20 protein-coding genes are annotated in these 13,803 nt (G+C 72.7%); 14 read left to right on the top strand and 6 right to left on the bottom strand.

Translation table 11 applies throughout. From position 1 onward, the window contains the following. Nucleotides 1-14: 14 nt before the first annotated feature. The 3 genes from ASD16_RS17355 to ASD16_RS21840 all read left to right on the top strand — a co-directional run bounded on the left by ASD16_RS17355 (nt 15) and on the right by ASD16_RS21840 (nt 1,865). Complete coding sequence (locus ASD16_RS17355; protein ID WP_055920349.1) at nt 15-380, top strand: cupin domain-containing protein; 366 nt, start codon at nt 15-17, stop codon at nt 378-380. Nucleotides 381-558: 178 nt separating this feature from the next. Then, a complete protein-coding gene (locus ASD16_RS17350; RefSeq protein WP_055920346.1) occupies nt 559-1,464 on the top strand; it encodes a hypothetical protein in 906 nt (301 codons plus the stop codon). Nucleotides 1,465-1,478: 14 nt separating this feature from the next. After that, nucleotides 1,479-1,865: a hypothetical protein gene (locus ASD16_RS21840; RefSeq protein WP_055920341.1), complete on the top strand. Its 387-nt coding sequence runs from the start codon at nt 1,479-1,481 to the stop codon at nt 1,863-1,865. Here the strand turns inward: ASD16_RS21840 and ASD16_RS17340 are convergent. Beyond that, a complete protein-coding gene (locus ASD16_RS17340; RefSeq protein WP_055920340.1) occupies nt 1,862-2,332 on the bottom strand; it encodes a helix-turn-helix domain-containing protein in 471 nt (156 codons plus the stop codon). The genes ASD16_RS21840 and ASD16_RS17340 overlap by 4 nt on opposite strands. A gap of 79 nt (nt 2,333-2,411) precedes the next feature. Between ASD16_RS17340 and ASD16_RS17335 the strand changes: the two genes are divergently transcribed. The 3 genes from ASD16_RS17335 to ASD16_RS17325 are packed head-to-tail and all read left to right on the top strand — an operon-like array spanning nt 2,412 to nt 4,353. Further along, nucleotides 2,412-2,993: a dihydrofolate reductase family protein gene (locus tag ASD16_RS17335; protein ID WP_082570931.1), complete on the top strand. Its 582-nt coding sequence runs from the start codon at nt 2,412-2,414 to the stop codon at nt 2,991-2,993. Beyond that, nucleotides 2,993-3,796 carry an MBL fold metallo-hydrolase gene (locus tag ASD16_RS17330; protein ID WP_055920336.1) on the top strand — a complete coding sequence of 268 codons (804 nt, stop codon included), beginning with the start codon at nt 2,993-2,995 and terminating at the stop codon, nt 3,794-3,796. The genes ASD16_RS17335 and ASD16_RS17330 overlap by 1 nt, the downstream gene beginning before the upstream one ends. Then, entirely contained in the window at nt 3,796-4,353 is a 558-nt protein-coding gene (locus ASD16_RS17325; RefSeq protein ID WP_055920331.1) for a dihydrofolate reductase family protein, read from the top strand. Before ASD16_RS17330 ends, ASD16_RS17325 begins: the two co-directional genes overlap by 1 nt. A 42-nt stretch (nt 4,354-4,395) precedes the next feature. Here the strand turns inward: ASD16_RS17325 and ASD16_RS17320 are convergent, their stop codons facing one another. Both ASD16_RS17320 and ASD16_RS17315 read right to left on the bottom strand, forming a co-directional pair. Next, nucleotides 4,396-5,031, bottom strand: coding sequence for a hypothetical protein (locus tag ASD16_RS17320; RefSeq protein WP_055920328.1), 636 nt, complete (start codon nt 5,029-5,031; stop codon nt 4,396-4,398). Next, nucleotides 5,028-5,423, bottom strand: coding sequence for a DNA-binding protein (locus tag ASD16_RS17315; protein WP_055920325.1), 396 nt, complete (start codon nt 5,421-5,423; stop codon nt 5,028-5,030). The genes ASD16_RS17320 and ASD16_RS17315 overlap by 4 nt, the downstream gene beginning before the upstream one ends. A 51-nt stretch (nt 5,424-5,474) precedes the next feature. Here ASD16_RS17315 and ASD16_RS17310 point away from each other — a divergent pair, with 51 nt between their 5' ends. Both ASD16_RS17310 and ASD16_RS17305 read left to right on the top strand, forming a co-directional pair. Beyond that, nucleotides 5,475-6,590, top strand: coding sequence for a PEP/pyruvate-binding domain-containing protein (locus ASD16_RS17310; protein ID WP_055920322.1), 1,116 nt, complete (start codon nt 5,475-5,477; stop codon nt 6,588-6,590). 8 nt (nt 6,591-6,598) lie between these two features. Beyond that, complete coding sequence (locus ASD16_RS17305; protein WP_055920319.1) at nt 6,599-7,195, top strand: histidine phosphatase family protein; 597 nt, start codon at nt 6,599-6,601, stop codon at nt 7,193-7,195. A gap of 3 nt (nt 7,196-7,198) precedes the next feature. Here the strand turns inward: ASD16_RS17305 and ASD16_RS17300 are convergent, their stop codons facing one another. Next, nucleotides 7,199-7,894: a hypothetical protein gene (locus ASD16_RS17300; protein WP_055920316.1), complete on the bottom strand. Its 696-nt coding sequence runs from the start codon at nt 7,892-7,894 to the stop codon at nt 7,199-7,201. Between the two features lie 225 nt (nt 7,895-8,119). On the opposite strand from ASD16_RS17300, the gene ASD16_RS17295 reads away from it, so the two are divergent. The 5 genes from ASD16_RS17295 to ASD16_RS17275 are packed head-to-tail and all read left to right on the top strand — an operon-like array spanning nt 8,120 to nt 11,270. Continuing rightward, nucleotides 8,120-9,232 carry a glycosyl hydrolase 53 family protein gene (locus ASD16_RS17295; protein WP_200942980.1) on the top strand — a complete coding sequence of 371 codons (1,113 nt, stop codon included), beginning with the start codon at nt 8,120-8,122 and terminating at the stop codon, nt 9,230-9,232. Nucleotides 9,233-9,254: 22 nt separating this feature from the next. Next, nucleotides 9,255-9,692, top strand: coding sequence for a hypothetical protein (locus ASD16_RS17290; RefSeq protein ID WP_055920310.1), 438 nt, complete (start codon nt 9,255-9,257; stop codon nt 9,690-9,692). 55 nt (nt 9,693-9,747) lie between these two features. After that, complete coding sequence (locus ASD16_RS17285; RefSeq protein WP_055920306.1) at nt 9,748-10,077, top strand: helix-turn-helix transcriptional regulator; 330 nt, start codon at nt 9,748-9,750, stop codon at nt 10,075-10,077. Beyond that, nucleotides 10,074-10,745: a cation transporter gene (locus ASD16_RS17280; RefSeq protein ID WP_055920702.1), complete on the top strand. Its 672-nt coding sequence runs from the start codon at nt 10,074-10,076 to the stop codon at nt 10,743-10,745. Before ASD16_RS17285 ends, ASD16_RS17280 begins: the two co-directional genes overlap by 4 nt. A gap of 57 nt (nt 10,746-10,802) precedes the next feature. Then, the gene (locus ASD16_RS17275) at nt 10,803-11,270 is read left to right on the top strand and encodes a GNAT family N-acetyltransferase (protein ID WP_055920303.1); all 468 of its coding nucleotides are present in this window, start codon (nt 10,803-10,805) and stop codon (nt 11,268-11,270) included. Between the two features lie 13 nt (nt 11,271-11,283). Here the strand turns inward: ASD16_RS17275 and ASD16_RS17270 are convergent, their stop codons facing one another. After that, nucleotides 11,284-12,483 (bottom strand): MFS transporter, encoded by a 1,200-nt coding sequence (locus tag ASD16_RS17270; protein ID WP_055920300.1) that lies wholly within the window; start codon nt 12,481-12,483, stop codon nt 11,284-11,286. Nucleotides 12,484-12,588: 105 nt separating this feature from the next. On the opposite strand from ASD16_RS17270, the gene ASD16_RS17265 reads away from it, so the two are divergent. Next, on the top strand, nt 12,589-13,101 hold the full coding sequence (locus ASD16_RS17265; RefSeq protein ID WP_055920297.1) for an Lrp/AsnC family transcriptional regulator: 513 nt from the start codon (nt 12,589-12,591) through the stop codon (nt 13,099-13,101). 6 nt (nt 13,102-13,107) lie between these two features. On the opposite strand, the gene ASD16_RS17260 is transcribed toward ASD16_RS17265, so the two are convergent. Continuing rightward, nucleotides 13,108-13,626, bottom strand: coding sequence for a hypothetical protein (locus ASD16_RS17260; protein WP_055920294.1), 519 nt, complete (start codon nt 13,624-13,626; stop codon nt 13,108-13,110). Nucleotides 13,627-13,803: the final 177 nt, after the last annotated feature.

Raw genomic sequence — 13,803 nt, 5'->3', positions numbered from 1 at the left:
CGGAGAATCGTGAGATGACGACGGTGCGCAACATCCAGGCCGCGCTCGACACGATCACGCAGCCCTGGAAGCCCCACCGGCTGGCCACGGTGAACGACTACGACGTCAAGGTGGTCAAGCTCGACGGGGAGTTCGTCTGGCACAGCCACCCGGACACCGACGAGCTGTTCCTGGTGGTCTCGGGACGGCTGACGATCCAGCTGCGCGACGGCGACGTCGAGCTCGGGCCGCAGGACGTGTACGTGGTGCCGAAGGGCGTCGAGCACTGCCCGAAGGCCGACGGTCTGGTGTGCGCGCTGCTGGTCGAGCCGGCCGGGACGGTGAACACGGGTGACGTGCGCAGCGATCGGACGGCCGCGCTGCGCGAGCTCGCCGACTAGCGGCGTCCTGACCCGAGCGCGAGTGCTGCCCGTGCGCTCGTCCGGACCGACGGCTGCCCCTTCGGGCAGTGACCGGTGCTCTTGGGGTACCGATGAGGACGGTGCGGTCTGCTCCGGATCGACGCTCCTACAATCCGGAGATCGCCGGTGTGACGGCGCGAGGGGGCGGACCATGCGGATGGCCATGGACGAGCCGGGCAACGACCACGAGGTCCGGCGGAGCCGCGCGGGGGCGCACCAGCACCCCCCCACGGAGCCGAAGGCCGACGAGACCGCCCTGCTCGGTGCAGGCAACCGCGCGGTGTCCCGTCTGCTCACAGAACCCGGCCCGGAGCGAACGGCCCGTCGTCGAGGGACGGCGCACGCGATGCTGGACGAGGGCAGTCAGGGCGACGAGGAGTTCGTCCCGCAGCAGATCAGCTTCGGGTCAGCCGGTCCGGACGTCGCTCCGGCGCCGGTCAACGACGAGGGGCTCATCGACGGGGAGTGGGTGTCCGAGACCGCGGCGACGGTCTTCGTCAATGCGGGAAAGGCGGGCTCCGGTCTGGTCAACTGGGCCGGGGGCAACGGCGGGACGACCCCGGGCATCGGGAGCGTGACGGCGGTCGCGCCGGTGATCGTGACCCGCGCTGCGGGCGACGCGGGCACGGCCGCGGCCTGGGTGCGCACCGGAACCGGCACGGTCAACGTGAGCCGCCACTTCTTCGGGGTGCCCACCGGGGCGAACGGCACGTACTACATCACGGCGACGGCGGCCGCCCGGATCGACACCCACGAGCAGAACCACATCACGCACAGCCGCACCGCCCACGACTCCCACCTGGTCCCGCTGGAGACCCGGGTCGCTGCGCGGACGGGCGAGGCGAACGCCCTCGGTGGCGCGACCGAGGCGGCGGCCAGGGCCGCGCTGGAGGCGGAGCTGAGATGGAACGGCGCCATCACGGACTTCCGCAACGCGGACAACGGCTTCAACCTGCCCGGTGGGTCGGTCGACACCGCGGACGCCGGGTCGGCAGGGTGGTACCACGACCTCGGCCCCCGGACTGTGGGCGGCGTCAATTACGCGCACTACGTCGACGTGTAGGGGGCTGTGGCTGCATGAAACTCCACCTGAGCCGGGTCGCGGACAGCGAGGAGCCGGGCCAGATCGTCGTCCGGCTGCTGCTGCTCAACGACAGCTTCGAGCCCGTGACGCTCGACCGCCGGCTGCTCGTCGGGCCCAATCCCGTCCCGTCGACGCCGACCGGGCTGCCGCTCCCGATCTCGATGGAGCCGCCTGCGGACGAGGAGGCCGGCAACCTCGTCGTCCTCAACCCGTGGTGCCTCTACGGGCGCGAGCGGACCTTCGACGCCGCCCTCGGCACGCTGACCTTCCACGGCTACCTGCTGCGGCAGGCGGAGGACGAGCTGCGGGCCGCCGGACCGGTGCGGGCCGACGCGGCCGAGCTCTCGGCGGGACCGCTGACCATCGCCGGCAGCAGCTAACCGGCGGACGCGGCGAGGCGCTCGAGGGGGCTCGGGCCGTCGCGCGGGATCGGTGGGGCATCGAGGTGGTGGACGCGGAGCTCGTCCATGAGCTCGTCGACGAACTCCGGACCCCCCTCGCGCAGGAGCTCCTGCCGCGCGCGGAGCTCGGCGGTGCCCGGGCGCCAGTCGAGACCCCAGTCCCCCAGGGCGACGATGACCGGGAGCGTCCGGATGCCGGCCTCGGTGAGGCTGTAGCGGGCGCGCTGTCCTCGGGCGGCGGTGCCGCGGGTGAGGATCCCGGCGTCGACGAGCCGGACGAGACGGTCGGCGAGGATGTTGGACGCGATGCCCTCGATCGACCCGGTGAGCAGCGCGCGGAAGTAGCGGCGGTCGCCGAAGATGACGTCACGCAGCACGAGCAGCGCCCAGCGGTCGCCGAGCACCTCGACGGCGGCGTTGATCGGGCACCCCGACCGTGGTTCCACGGCTCCTCCTTGACACCTGTTTCACCCTCAATATAGTGGTTGCAGATCGCAATCACTATTCCCTCGGGAAGGGGAGACGGTGGGCCGCTTCGTGTACGCGATGAACGTGTCGCTCGACCTGCGGATCGAGCAGGTCCCCGGCGACAACGGCGCCGGCGAGTGGCTGCGCATCGACACGGCGCTGCACCGCGAGCTGAACGCGCGGGCGCGGGCGGTTGCCATGATCGTCCACGGCCGGGTCTTCTACGAGGTCATGGAGGAGTACATGCCGAAAGCCCGCGACGACGCCTCGCTCCCGGACGTCCTGCGCGAGTACGGCGAGATCTGGACCGCCAAGCCCAAGGTGCTCGTCTCCCGCACCCGGCACAGCGCCGACCACAACACTCGCGTCATCGGCGGGGAGGACGCGATCGAGCAGCTCGCCACCCTCCGCGCCGAGACCGACGGCACCATCGGGGTGGGCGGGGCGACGCTCGCCACCCAGCTGCTCCGCGCAGGGCTCCTCGACGAGCTGCTGCTCACCACCCATCCCGCGATCCTCGGCTTCGGCCGGCCGCTGTTCGACGACTACTACCGGCCGCTCGAGCTCGAGCTGCTCGACCACCGGTCGTTCGACTCGGGTGTCACGGTCCGTCACTACGCGATCAGCGAGGTCGTCTGATGCTCCGACAGGTCGCCGACGGCGTGCTCGTCCACGAGAGCGCGTTCCTGCAGAGCAACGGTGTCGTCGTGCACGGTGGGGCGGGCGCCCTGCTCGTCGACCCCGGGGTGCTCGCCGACGAGCTGGCCGGCATCGCGGCTGACCTGCGCGGGCCGGTCGCCGTCGGCTTCTCGACGCACCCGCACTGGGACCACCTGCTCTGGCACGGCGGGTTCGGCGACGTCCCCCGCTACGGGACGGCGCGGTGCGCCGCTGCCATCCACGCGCGGTTGTCGGACCCCGACTGGAGGGCCTTCGTCGCGGGGATGATCCCGGAGGACATCGTCGAGCAGGTGCCGCTGGACGACGTGTTCGGCCGCATCACCGGCCTGCCCGCCGACGCGGTGCGCGTGCCCTGGGACGGCCCGGAGGTCCGGGTCGTCGAGCACTCCGCGCACGCCCCCGGCCACGCGGCGCTGCTGATCGAGGAGCGCGGTGTGCTCGTCGCGGGCGACATGCTCTCCGACGTCCTCATCCCCGTGCTCAGCCCGTTCGGGGAGGACCCGATCGGGGACTACCTCGCCGCGCTCCGGCTGATCGAGGACGCAGCGGGCGACGTCGACGTCGTCGTCCCCGGTCACGGGTCCGTCGGCGGCGCCGGTGCTGTCCGTGCCCGGATCGACCAGGACCGGGCCTACCTGGAGGCGCTGCGCGACGGCCGCACCCCCGACGACCCCCGGATCGGCCCGTCGGCCGCGGACGGCTGGGAGTGGGTGGCGGGCCTGCACGAGGGACAGCTGCAGCGACTCGGGAAGAGGGACTGATGGGACGGCTCATCTACTCGATGATCACCTCGCTCGACGGCTATGCCGAGGCGGCGCAGGGCGACCTCGGCACGGGGGCCGAGGTCCCGGAGGTGCACACCTTCATCGGCGACGTCTTCCGCGACGTCCGCACGTTCCTCTACGGCCGGCGCATGTACGAGACGATGGTCTTCTGGGAGACCGCGCACCTCGATCCCGACGCCCCGCCGCACATCGTGCAGTACGCGCGCGACTGGCAGGCCGCCGAGAAGGTCGTGTACTCCACGACGCTGCAGTCGGTGTCCAGCGAGCGGACCAGGATCGAACGGTCCTTCGACCCGGAGACGGTGCGCCGGCTCAAGGCCGAGTCCGACCACGACCTGTCCGTCGACGGACCGAACCTCGCCGCTCAGGCGATCCGGGCCGGGCTGGTGGACGAGTACGCCCTGTTCATGACCACGAGCGTGGTCGGCGGTGGCACCCGGTTCTTCCCCGACGACGTGCGGCTCGACCTCGATCTGGTCGAACAGCGTGCCTTCGACAGCGGACTGGTCTACGCGCGGTACCGGACGCGCTGAGCGGGCGGGCCTCGCTCCGCCCACCGGTGCGCGCCGCGACCGTCACGGAGGTGCGTGCCGGTCGATCCCGAGGGTGGCGACGAGGTCCTCGTGGAGCTCGAACCAGACGCGGTGACAGGAGTCGACGTCGGTCCGGTCGATCCAGCCACCGTCTCCGTCCTGGGCGCGGCGTCGCGCGACGGCGAACCGCCCGTCGTACCCCTGGAACCGCGCGAGGAGCTGCCCGAGCCGGTCGGCGAGCGGGGTGAGGCCTCGCTCGATTGCGGCGAGCTCGTCCAGGACGCGCGCGTCCCACTCGCCGTCCGTGTGGTCGTTGGTGGCGAGCCGGTCGTCGGAGGTCGGCCGGAGCTGCCAGTCGGTGCAGGCGCGCTGCAGCCGCGTGTTCAGCGGGAGGAAGCCGCGGTAGACGTCGCGGACCTCCGCCTGCCCGTCGACCCGAGCGAGCTCGGCCGCCAGCAGGCGCTCGTCCTGTGCGCGGCCCCGCTCGGTCAGGGACCAGCCCCTGAGGTCCGCGAACTCCGCGTGCTGCACCCAGCCGTACGCCTCGGCGTCGCGCAGCAGCTCCTCGGTCGCGGCCGGGTCGAGGTCGAAGCGGCGGGCGATCGTGGGGGTGCCGGCGAACCCGACGATGCGCACGGCGTGCAGCGCGAGCAGGTCGACCGCGGACGCCTGCGTCACGACGCCGCCTCTCGTCGGGCGGCGAGCCGTGCGTAGTGCTGCTGGCAGGCCTGCCGCGACCTGAAGCCCATGGCCTCGGCGATCTGCGCCCAGGTCAGCCCCGCGCTGCGGGCCACGAACAGCAGACCGTCCTCGAGCCCGTCGACCTCGGCGCGGGCGGCGGGCATCAGGGCGAGCGCGCTGAGGAGGTCGTCCGGGGCCAGGTCGTCGGAGCGCCACAGTGCGTACTGCACGAGGTCGACGGCCGACGGCGGGACGGGGGCGGGGCGCCACGGACGGTCACCGAGCCCGACGGCTCCCCGGCCGAGCAGGCGCCCCCGCGCCTCGTGCTCGCGCTGGGCCTGCGCCTGGTCCGCGTCGGCTGCGCGGCGGGCGTCGTCCTTGCTCTCCATGCGCGACATCGTGCATAGTCAACGAAACGTTGTCAACGAAGGGTTGCCCCGATGCTCGTCCCGCTCCGCGACGCCGTGAGCCGGACGTGCGGGGGCAAGGCGGGCACGCTCGGCGTCCTGCTGCGGGCGGGGCTGCCGGTACCCGACGGCTTCGTCGTCCCGCTCGACGCCGACCGCGCGACGGACCTCGACCTGCGCGACGCCCTCGACGAGCTCGGCGGCCCGGTGGCGGTGCGGTCCTCGGCCGACGACGAGGACACCGGCCGCGCGTCCGCGGCGGGCCAGTACGAGAGCGTGCTCGGGGTGCAGGGCGCCGAGCGGGTCGCCGACGCGGTCCGCACCTGCTGGGCATCCCTGCACTCGCCGCGCGCGGTGGCCTACCGGGGGGCCACCGACCAGCAGCCGAGGATGGGCGTCCTCGTGCAACGCCACCTGGACGCCGAGGTGGCCGGAGTGATGTTCGCGCCGGGCGGGCCGGCCGGCGTGACGACGATCGAGGCGTCCTGGGGTCTCGGTCCGAGCGTCGCCGGCGGCACGGTCACGCCGGACGCCTACCGCGTGCACGCGGACGGGTCGGTCACGTACACGGTCGCGGACAAGGTGAGGCGCATCGACCGGCGGGGCACGCACCTGGTGACGAGCGAGGTTCCCGAGCCGGACCGCCGGCGGCCGACCCTGGACGATGCCACCGCGGAACGGCTCGCCGGTCTCGGGCGTCGCATCGCAGGCGTGCTCGGCGGAGCGCAGGACGTCGAGTGGGCGGTCGTCGACGGTGACCTCTGGGTCCTGCAGGCCCGGCCGACGACCGCCGACCTCCCCGTCCGACGGTCGAGCACCGTCTCCGGCACCACCCTCGTCGGCACGCCCTGCAGCCGTGGCACCGCGACCGGCACCGCGCGGGTCGTCCGAGGCCCCGACGACTTCGCCCGCGTCCGCCCGGGCGACATCCTCGTCTGCCCCTGGACCGACCCCAGCTGGACGCCGCTGCTGCACCTCGCGGCCGGCGTCGTCACCGAGACCGGCGGGATCCTCTCGCACGCCGCGATCGTCGCTCGCGAACGCCGCATCCCTGCGGTCCTCGGTATCGCCGGCGCGACGACGACGCTGCACGACTCCACCACCATCACGATCGACGGCAGCGCCGGCACGGTCACGACCCACCCGTGAGGACAGCCATGGGCACTCGGCACCTGTACGTCGCCCGCCACGGCGAGGCCGACGCCTTCGGGATGCTCACCGACACCGGCCGCCGTCAGGCGGCCCTGCTCGGTGAGCGCCTCGCGCACCTTCCGGTCGACGCCGTCTGGCACTCGCCCCTGCCGCGCGCCGTCGCCAGCGCGCACGAGCTCGCCCGGCACCTGCCCGGAGTGCCCGTGGCGGAGGCCGCCGAGCTGGTCGACCACGTGCCGTACGTGCCGCCCCTGAGCGAGATCCCCCGGCCGCTGCTCGGCTTCTTCGACGGGTACGACGACGCCGAGGCCGCGTCGGGGCGGGCGACGGCCGACGCGCTCGTCGAACGGTTCGCGACCACGACGCAGGGTGACGACGAGCATCTCGTCCTGGTCACGCACGCGTTCCAGATCGGCTGGCTCGTGCGGCACGCGATGGACGCGCCCCCGTCGAGGTGGCTCGGCCTGAACAGCGGGAACGCCGCGCTCACGGTCATCGAGTACCGCCCCGCGCTGCCGCCCGCGCTCGTGGTCGTCAACGACATGGGCCACCTGCCGGCCGAGCTGCGCTGGACGGGCTTCCGCGAGGCCGCCAGACCGTAGCGCCTAAGCAGCGCCTCGGCGTCGGGTTGTCGGGCCGTACCGGTAGCCCGCCACGATGACGCACGCGAGACCGACCGCGCCCAGGGCCAGGCCGAGCAGCATCGAGGCTCCGATCCACGGTCTGGACGGGTCGTCCTCGGGTGCGCACGGCGTGAACCCGGTGTTCGTCGCTCGGAACTCGTCGGTCGGGCGCTGCTCGTACTCCAGCGTGACGACCCCCGGTGGGACCGGGCCGGCCGGGACGGGCGCCGTGCTGAAGTAGCAGCCGTTGGAGACACCGACCGCCGTGCCGTCGGTCAGCGGCACCGTCAGCGGCACAGCCTCGTCGAAGCCCACCGGCACCTCGCCGAGCACGATCTCGCCCGACCAGTCCGCCGGGACGTCCCCGGTCCGTTCGACCTTCCAGATCACCGGCGACTCGCCCCACGACGGATCGACCCCGGACATCACGACGAGCTCCTGCAGGTCGACGGCCGCCGCCCGGCCCGTCTCGACCGCCGTCCGGCCGTCCTCTGTGAGGGAGAAGCCGACCTCGGGCCTCAGCGGAGAACACGGGACGAACGCGCACAGCCCGTGGACGACCGCGCTGGGGACGACGAACAGCAGCACCCCGACGACGAGCAGGAGCGCGCCGATCCGCTTCAGCCGCTTCGCGCGGCGCTGCTCCTCGGGGGGGCGCACGACCTGGACGGGCGGCATCGGAGGTATCGGCACGGTCAGGAGCGTGGCAGAGGGCGAGCGCGCGCAGGTCACGGCGGGGCCTCGGGTCGACGACGATCCGGTCGCCGCAGACCTCATCGCCCTGTGAGCGATCACGGCCCTGAGGGCTGCCGTGCGAAAGGCTTAGGCACACTTCCGCGGTGACAGAGCGCCTGGCTACTGTGAGCGATCACAGTCCCCAGCACGACAATCACAGGAGATTGCGTGAACACTCGGCGACGTATCACCGCGATGGGAGCCGTGGCCGTGCTGACGGCATCGGCGGTGGCCCTGGCGATCCCCTCACCGGTCCAGGCAGCGAACAGCCTGTCGATGCTGGGCGGCGACGTGTCGAGCCTGCAACGCAGCCTCGACCTCGGCGTGCGGTACTACGACGCCGACGGGAGCCAGAAGCACCCGCTCGACATCCTCAAGGGCGCCGGCATGAACTACGCGCGGCTGCGCGTCTGGAACAACCCGGCGTCCGGCTACAACAACGCGAGCAAGGTCGCTGCGTACGCCAAGGAGGTCAAGTCACGGGGTCTGAAGCTCATGGTCGACCTGCACTACTCCGACACGTGGGCGGACCCGGGCAACCAGTGGAAGCCGGCGGCGTGGGCGAACCACACCATCCAGCAGCTGCAGAAGGACGTCTACGACTACACGTACGCGGTCTGCTCGACGCTGAAGGCGCAGGGGACGACGCCGGACAGCATCCAGATCGGCAACGAGATCAACGTCGGCATGCTGTGGAACGAGGGCAAGGTCTCCAACAACAGCTTCACCAACCTGGGGCTGCTGCTGAAGTCCGGGTACAACGCCGTCAAGGCGTGCAGCTCGTCCACCCAGGTGATCATCCACACCGCCAACTCCGACAGCACCGACCACCTGAAGTGGTTCTACGACGGCATCAACCGCCAGGGCGTGCCGTGGGACATCACCGGCCTGTCCTACTACTGCTTCTGGCACGGCGGGCTCGACGCCTTGTACTCGGCCGTGTCCACCGCCCGCACCCGGTACGGGAAGCCGGTCGTCCTCGTCGAGACCGCCTACCCGTTCACGACCGCGAACGCCGACTCGCAGGCGAACAGCGCCAACGGCACCTGTGCGGGCTTCGACGCGAGCTGGACCAGCCAGGCGACGATGTTCCAGTACATCCAGAACACCGTCCGGAACGCGGGGGGCATCGGCGTCTTCTACTGGGAGCCCACCTGGACCGCGGTGCAGGGCAACGGCTGGGACCCGTACAACATGAACGGCACCGGCGACGGCTGGGACAACATGGCGGTGTTCAGCTGGAGTGGCCGGGTCAACCCCGGGATCCGCTGGACCCCGTGACGAGCGGGTACTTTCGTCCACCATGAGCGGCCCTCACGTCATCCTCACGATTGCGATCGTCCTGCTGGTGCTCGGTGCGATCGCGCTCCCCGTGGGCATTCGTCTGCTGTCCCGCGCCCGTGCTGTGCCCCGCGTCCAGGTCCCCGCGCGCGCCATCAGCCAGGTCCCGTTGATGGCCGGCAACGTGATCACCGTCGAGTACCCCGGCCCGGACGGGAGACCCCTGCGGACCGACGTCTTCGCCGCGTTGCGCCGCGGCCTCGGGGCGACGCCGATGTTCAGCGGGTACGTCTACGTGAACCCGGCCGACCCGACCGACGTCAAGACCCGCCCCCAGGGCAAGGTGGGCCCCGGCTGGACGGTCATCATCATCGGCAGCGTCGCCCTCGGTGCGGGGGTCGTCCTGCTGCTGGTCGCCCTCGTCGGCCTGTGGATGCAGAGCATCCCCGTCGTCGGCTAGTCCCGACCGGGGTACAGCCTCCTGTGAATACAGGATTCCGTGTACCGTCGTGTGCATGGGGACGGCCACGCTCACGCACACGTCCGCGCTCGCCCGGCTGGGGCACGCCCTGTCCGACGAGACGCGCACGCGCATCCTGCTGGCGCTGCGGGAGGCCCCCGCGTACCCGTCGGACCTCGCGGACGCGCTCGGGGTGTCCCGGCAGGTCATGTCGAACCAGCTGGCGTGCCTGCGCGGGTGCGGGCTCGTCGAGTCCGTCCCGGACGGGCGCCGGACCTGGTACCGGCTGGCGGACCCGCACCTGTCGTCGGCGCTGGGAGAGCTGCTGCAGCTGGTGCTCGCGGTGGACCCGACGTGCTGCGGACCCGACTGCACCTGCGCATGAGCACCACGTCGGTCGACCGTCGTCCGCTGCTCGAGCGGCGGATCCGGTGGATCGTCGCGGTGACGATCACCTACAACGTCGTCGAGGCCGGCGTGGCGCTGGTGGCGGGCCGGCTCGCCTCCTCCTCGGCGCTGATCGGCTTCGGCCTCGACTCGGTGGTCGAGGTGCTGTCCGCCGCGGCGGTCGCCTGGCAGTTCTCCGCCCCGGACCCGCTCACGCGCGAGCGCGCCGCGATGCGGACCATCGCACTGTCGTTCTTCGGCCTCGCCGCGTTCGTCACGGTCGACGCCGTCCGGACCCTGCTGAACGCGACCGAGCCGGAGCACTCGACGGCCGGGATCATCCTGGCCGCGGTCAGCCTGGTGGTCATGCCGGTCCTGTCCTGGGCCGAGCGGCGCACCGGCCGGGAGCTCGGCTCGGCCTCCGCGGTCGCCGACTCGAAGCAGACCCTGATCTGCACCTACCTGTCGGCGGTGCTGCTGGTGGGGCTGGTGCTGAACAGCGCGCTGGGGTGGTGGTGGGCCGACCCGGTCGCCGCCGTGGTCATCGCCGCGTTCGCCGTCCGGGAAGGCGTCGAGGCCTGGAAGGGCGACGCGTGCTGCACCCCCGTCTCCCAGCTGGTCGCCGGCGACGAGGAGCGCTGCGACGACGGCTGCTGCGACGCCTGACCCTCCGCGCTGTGGACGGGACGCGCTCTCGCACGGGGAGCACGCCATCGTGTGCGGATGAGTACTCCTTCCCCCGACCTCCTGGTCCGCCGCGTCGTCCGGTCCGATCGCCCACGATGGGCCGAGCTCTACGCCGGCTACCGCGGCTTCTACGACCTCGGCACCGACAGCACGGCGATCGCCCGCACGTGGGAGTGGGTCGTCGGCGAGCAGCACGGGATGACCGGACTCGTCGCCGTGTCCGCCGACGGCACGCTCCTCGGCCTGGCCAACCTGCGGATGTTCGCCCGACCGTCCACGGGGACGATCGGCCTGTACCTCGACGACCTGTTCGCCGACCCGGGCGCCCGCCGGCGAGGCGTGGGCGCGGCGTTGCTCGACGCGACGGCGGACCTGGCCGCGCAGCGGGGCGCGAGCGTCGTCCGGTGGATCACCTCCCGCGACAACGCAACGGCGCGATCGCTCTACGACCAGCACGCCACGGCGACGCCCTGGGTCACCTACGACATGCCCCCCGCCGACTGACCGACGCGACGCCTCAGCCGGGCGGACGCTCACCGGTCCGCCGCCGGTCGCTGAGCAGGAGGAGGGCCGGCACGAGGACGAGGGCACCGGCCGCGAGCGTCAGCGTGGACCATCCGGCGAGCGCGAGGACCACGGTCGAGGTCAGGGTGCCGGCCGCGGCGGAGATCCACACGACGGCCTCGACGGAGCCCTCCACGTCGGCGCGCTGCTCCGCGGGCAGCCCGACGGCGAGCGAGGCGCTGCCGCCGACGAAGCACAGGTTCCATCCGTAGCCGAGCACGAACAGACCCACCGCCTGGGGGACGAGGGCACCGGACGCGGCGACCGCGGTCGAGACCAGCAGCGCGACGAGGCCGAGCGTCATGACCGCCCGCGCTCCCAGCCCGTCGACGAGGCGCCCGGTGACCGGGGACAGCACGAACATGCCGAGCGTGTGGGCCGCGACGACGAGGCCGACGACGTCCAGCCCGTGATGGTGCAGGTGCAGCTGGACCGGCACGGACGTCATGACGGCGGCCATCACGACCTGCCCGGTGACCATCACCGCGAGGCCGTCGCGGCCGGCCGGGGAGCCCAGGATCGTCCGCACGGGCACCGTCCGCCCACGCCCAGGTCGTCGGGCCGTGCGCAGCCTGCTCACCGCCAGCGCGGCGAGCAGGCCGGCCGGCACGCTGAGCAGGAACGCACCGGAGAGGGCAGGCCGCCCGAGGGCGTCGGCGAGCCGCGCGGTGGGGAGCAGGAGCAGGGGGCCGCCGACGGCGCCGACGGTGCCGGCCCAGACGATCAGGCCGATGGCGAACCCCCGTCGCCGGGCGGGCACGAGCTCGGCAGCCGCGTACCGGGACAGCTGCGCGGCCGCGTTCCCCAGACCGATCAGGAGCATCGCGCCGACCAGCAGCCCGACGTTGCCGAGCGGCACGGCGACCGCGCCGGCCGCGGCGCCGAGCGCGCTCGCCAGGTAACCGAGCCGCAGGGCGGTCGGGGTGCCGGCGCGGTGGGTGAGCGAGGTGACCAGGAGGGCGCCGAGCCCGGTGCCCACGACGGCCGCGGTGCCGGGCACCCCGCCCCAGGCCTGCCCCAGGACGTCGACCGCGACCAGTGCGGCCACCGTGCTGGTCGTCGCGATGACGGCGCTGTTCAGGGCGGCGCCGACGAAGAGCGCCGACGTCGCCGGGGTGACCGCGGTGGGGAGACGTGCCGTGCTCAGTGCCATGCGTCCGACGCTACGAAGGGGCGACGCGGCGGTGAATGGCCGATCGCAGGCGTTCGCCCCCCGTCGCCTCGCGATCGTGACGCGTTCCGGCGCTACGGTTTGCAGATGAGCAGACCGCTCGACGGCACCGACTGGCGCATCCTCTCCGAGCTCCAGGACGACGGCCGCCTGTCGTTCAACCAGCTCGCCCGCAGGGTCAACCTGTCCGCGCCCGCGGTGGCCGACAGGGTGCGGCGGCTGGAGGAGGCCGGCGTGATCGCCGGCTACCAGGCCCGGATCGACCCCGCTCGTGCGGGCCTCCCGCTCACGGCGTTCATCAAGCTGCGCTGCTCACCCGGGCGCTGCCTGCTCAAGACCACAGCGTCCGACGAGTTTCCCGAGGTCGTCGAGATCCACAAGCTCAGCGGCAGCTCGTGCACCCTCCTGCGGGTCCGCGCCTCGTCGATGCCGCACCTGGAGGAGATCTTCGAGCGCATCGGGAGGCACGGCGAGATGGACACCCAGATCGTGCTCTCCACCCAGTACGAGGGCCGCCCGGTCGCCGAGCCGCCGACGCACACACCCTCCGCCCAACCGTCGTCGGGATGGAGCCGCGAGGCTCGACCGGACGACACCTGAGCCGCCTCACTGCGCCGGCACGCACCCGCCGTCGGCGATCATCCCGTCGGTCTCCACCTCGGCGTGCTCGGCGTCGAGCGTCCCGACGAGGCACAGACCGCCCACGGAGATGATCACCCCGATCGCCGACGGTGCCGCAGGGTCGCCGGCCGGTTCCACCCACGGCACGTCCGGGTCGAACCCGGCGCCCTCGAGCGCGCCTAGCACGGCATCGACCGACAGCGGAGCGCCGACGAGGGCGGCCAGAGCGTCCTGCGCGGCCACCCGCTGGGGCTCGACCTCGGCCCGGCCGTCGTCGCTCGGCTCGAACCGCTGCCGGTACGCGTCGTTCAGGGCCATCGCCGCCTCGCCGTCGTACGGGACGCAGTCCGCCGGCATCTCCTGGCCCTCGACGACCGGGCAGGCCGCCGTCGGCGTCACGGACGGGCTGCCGGCCGCCGTGGCGCCGGCACGGCCGGCACAGCCTGCGGCGAGGAGAGGGACCGCGACGATCATGACCAGGGCGGCGCGCGTGCGAATGACCATGCCCGCCAGGCTCGCACCCGTCGTCGCCGCAGGTCGTCTCGTCGACCCGATCGTCATCGGACCGAGACCGGGCCGTGTCCGACGAGGGCGGGCGAAAAACCGGCACAAACCGTGACAGAAAAGGACGGCCTCAGCATCCTGGTCCGGAGCCCAGCGCACTCGCGCGGGCCTGTCAGC

The sequence above is a fragment of the Cellulomonas sp. Root485 genome (genome assembly GCF_001426705.1).
Lineage (GTDB): Bacteria > Actinomycetota > Actinomycetes > Actinomycetales > Cellulomonadaceae > Cellulomonas.
This window is presented reverse-complemented; position numbering and strand designations above follow the sequence as displayed.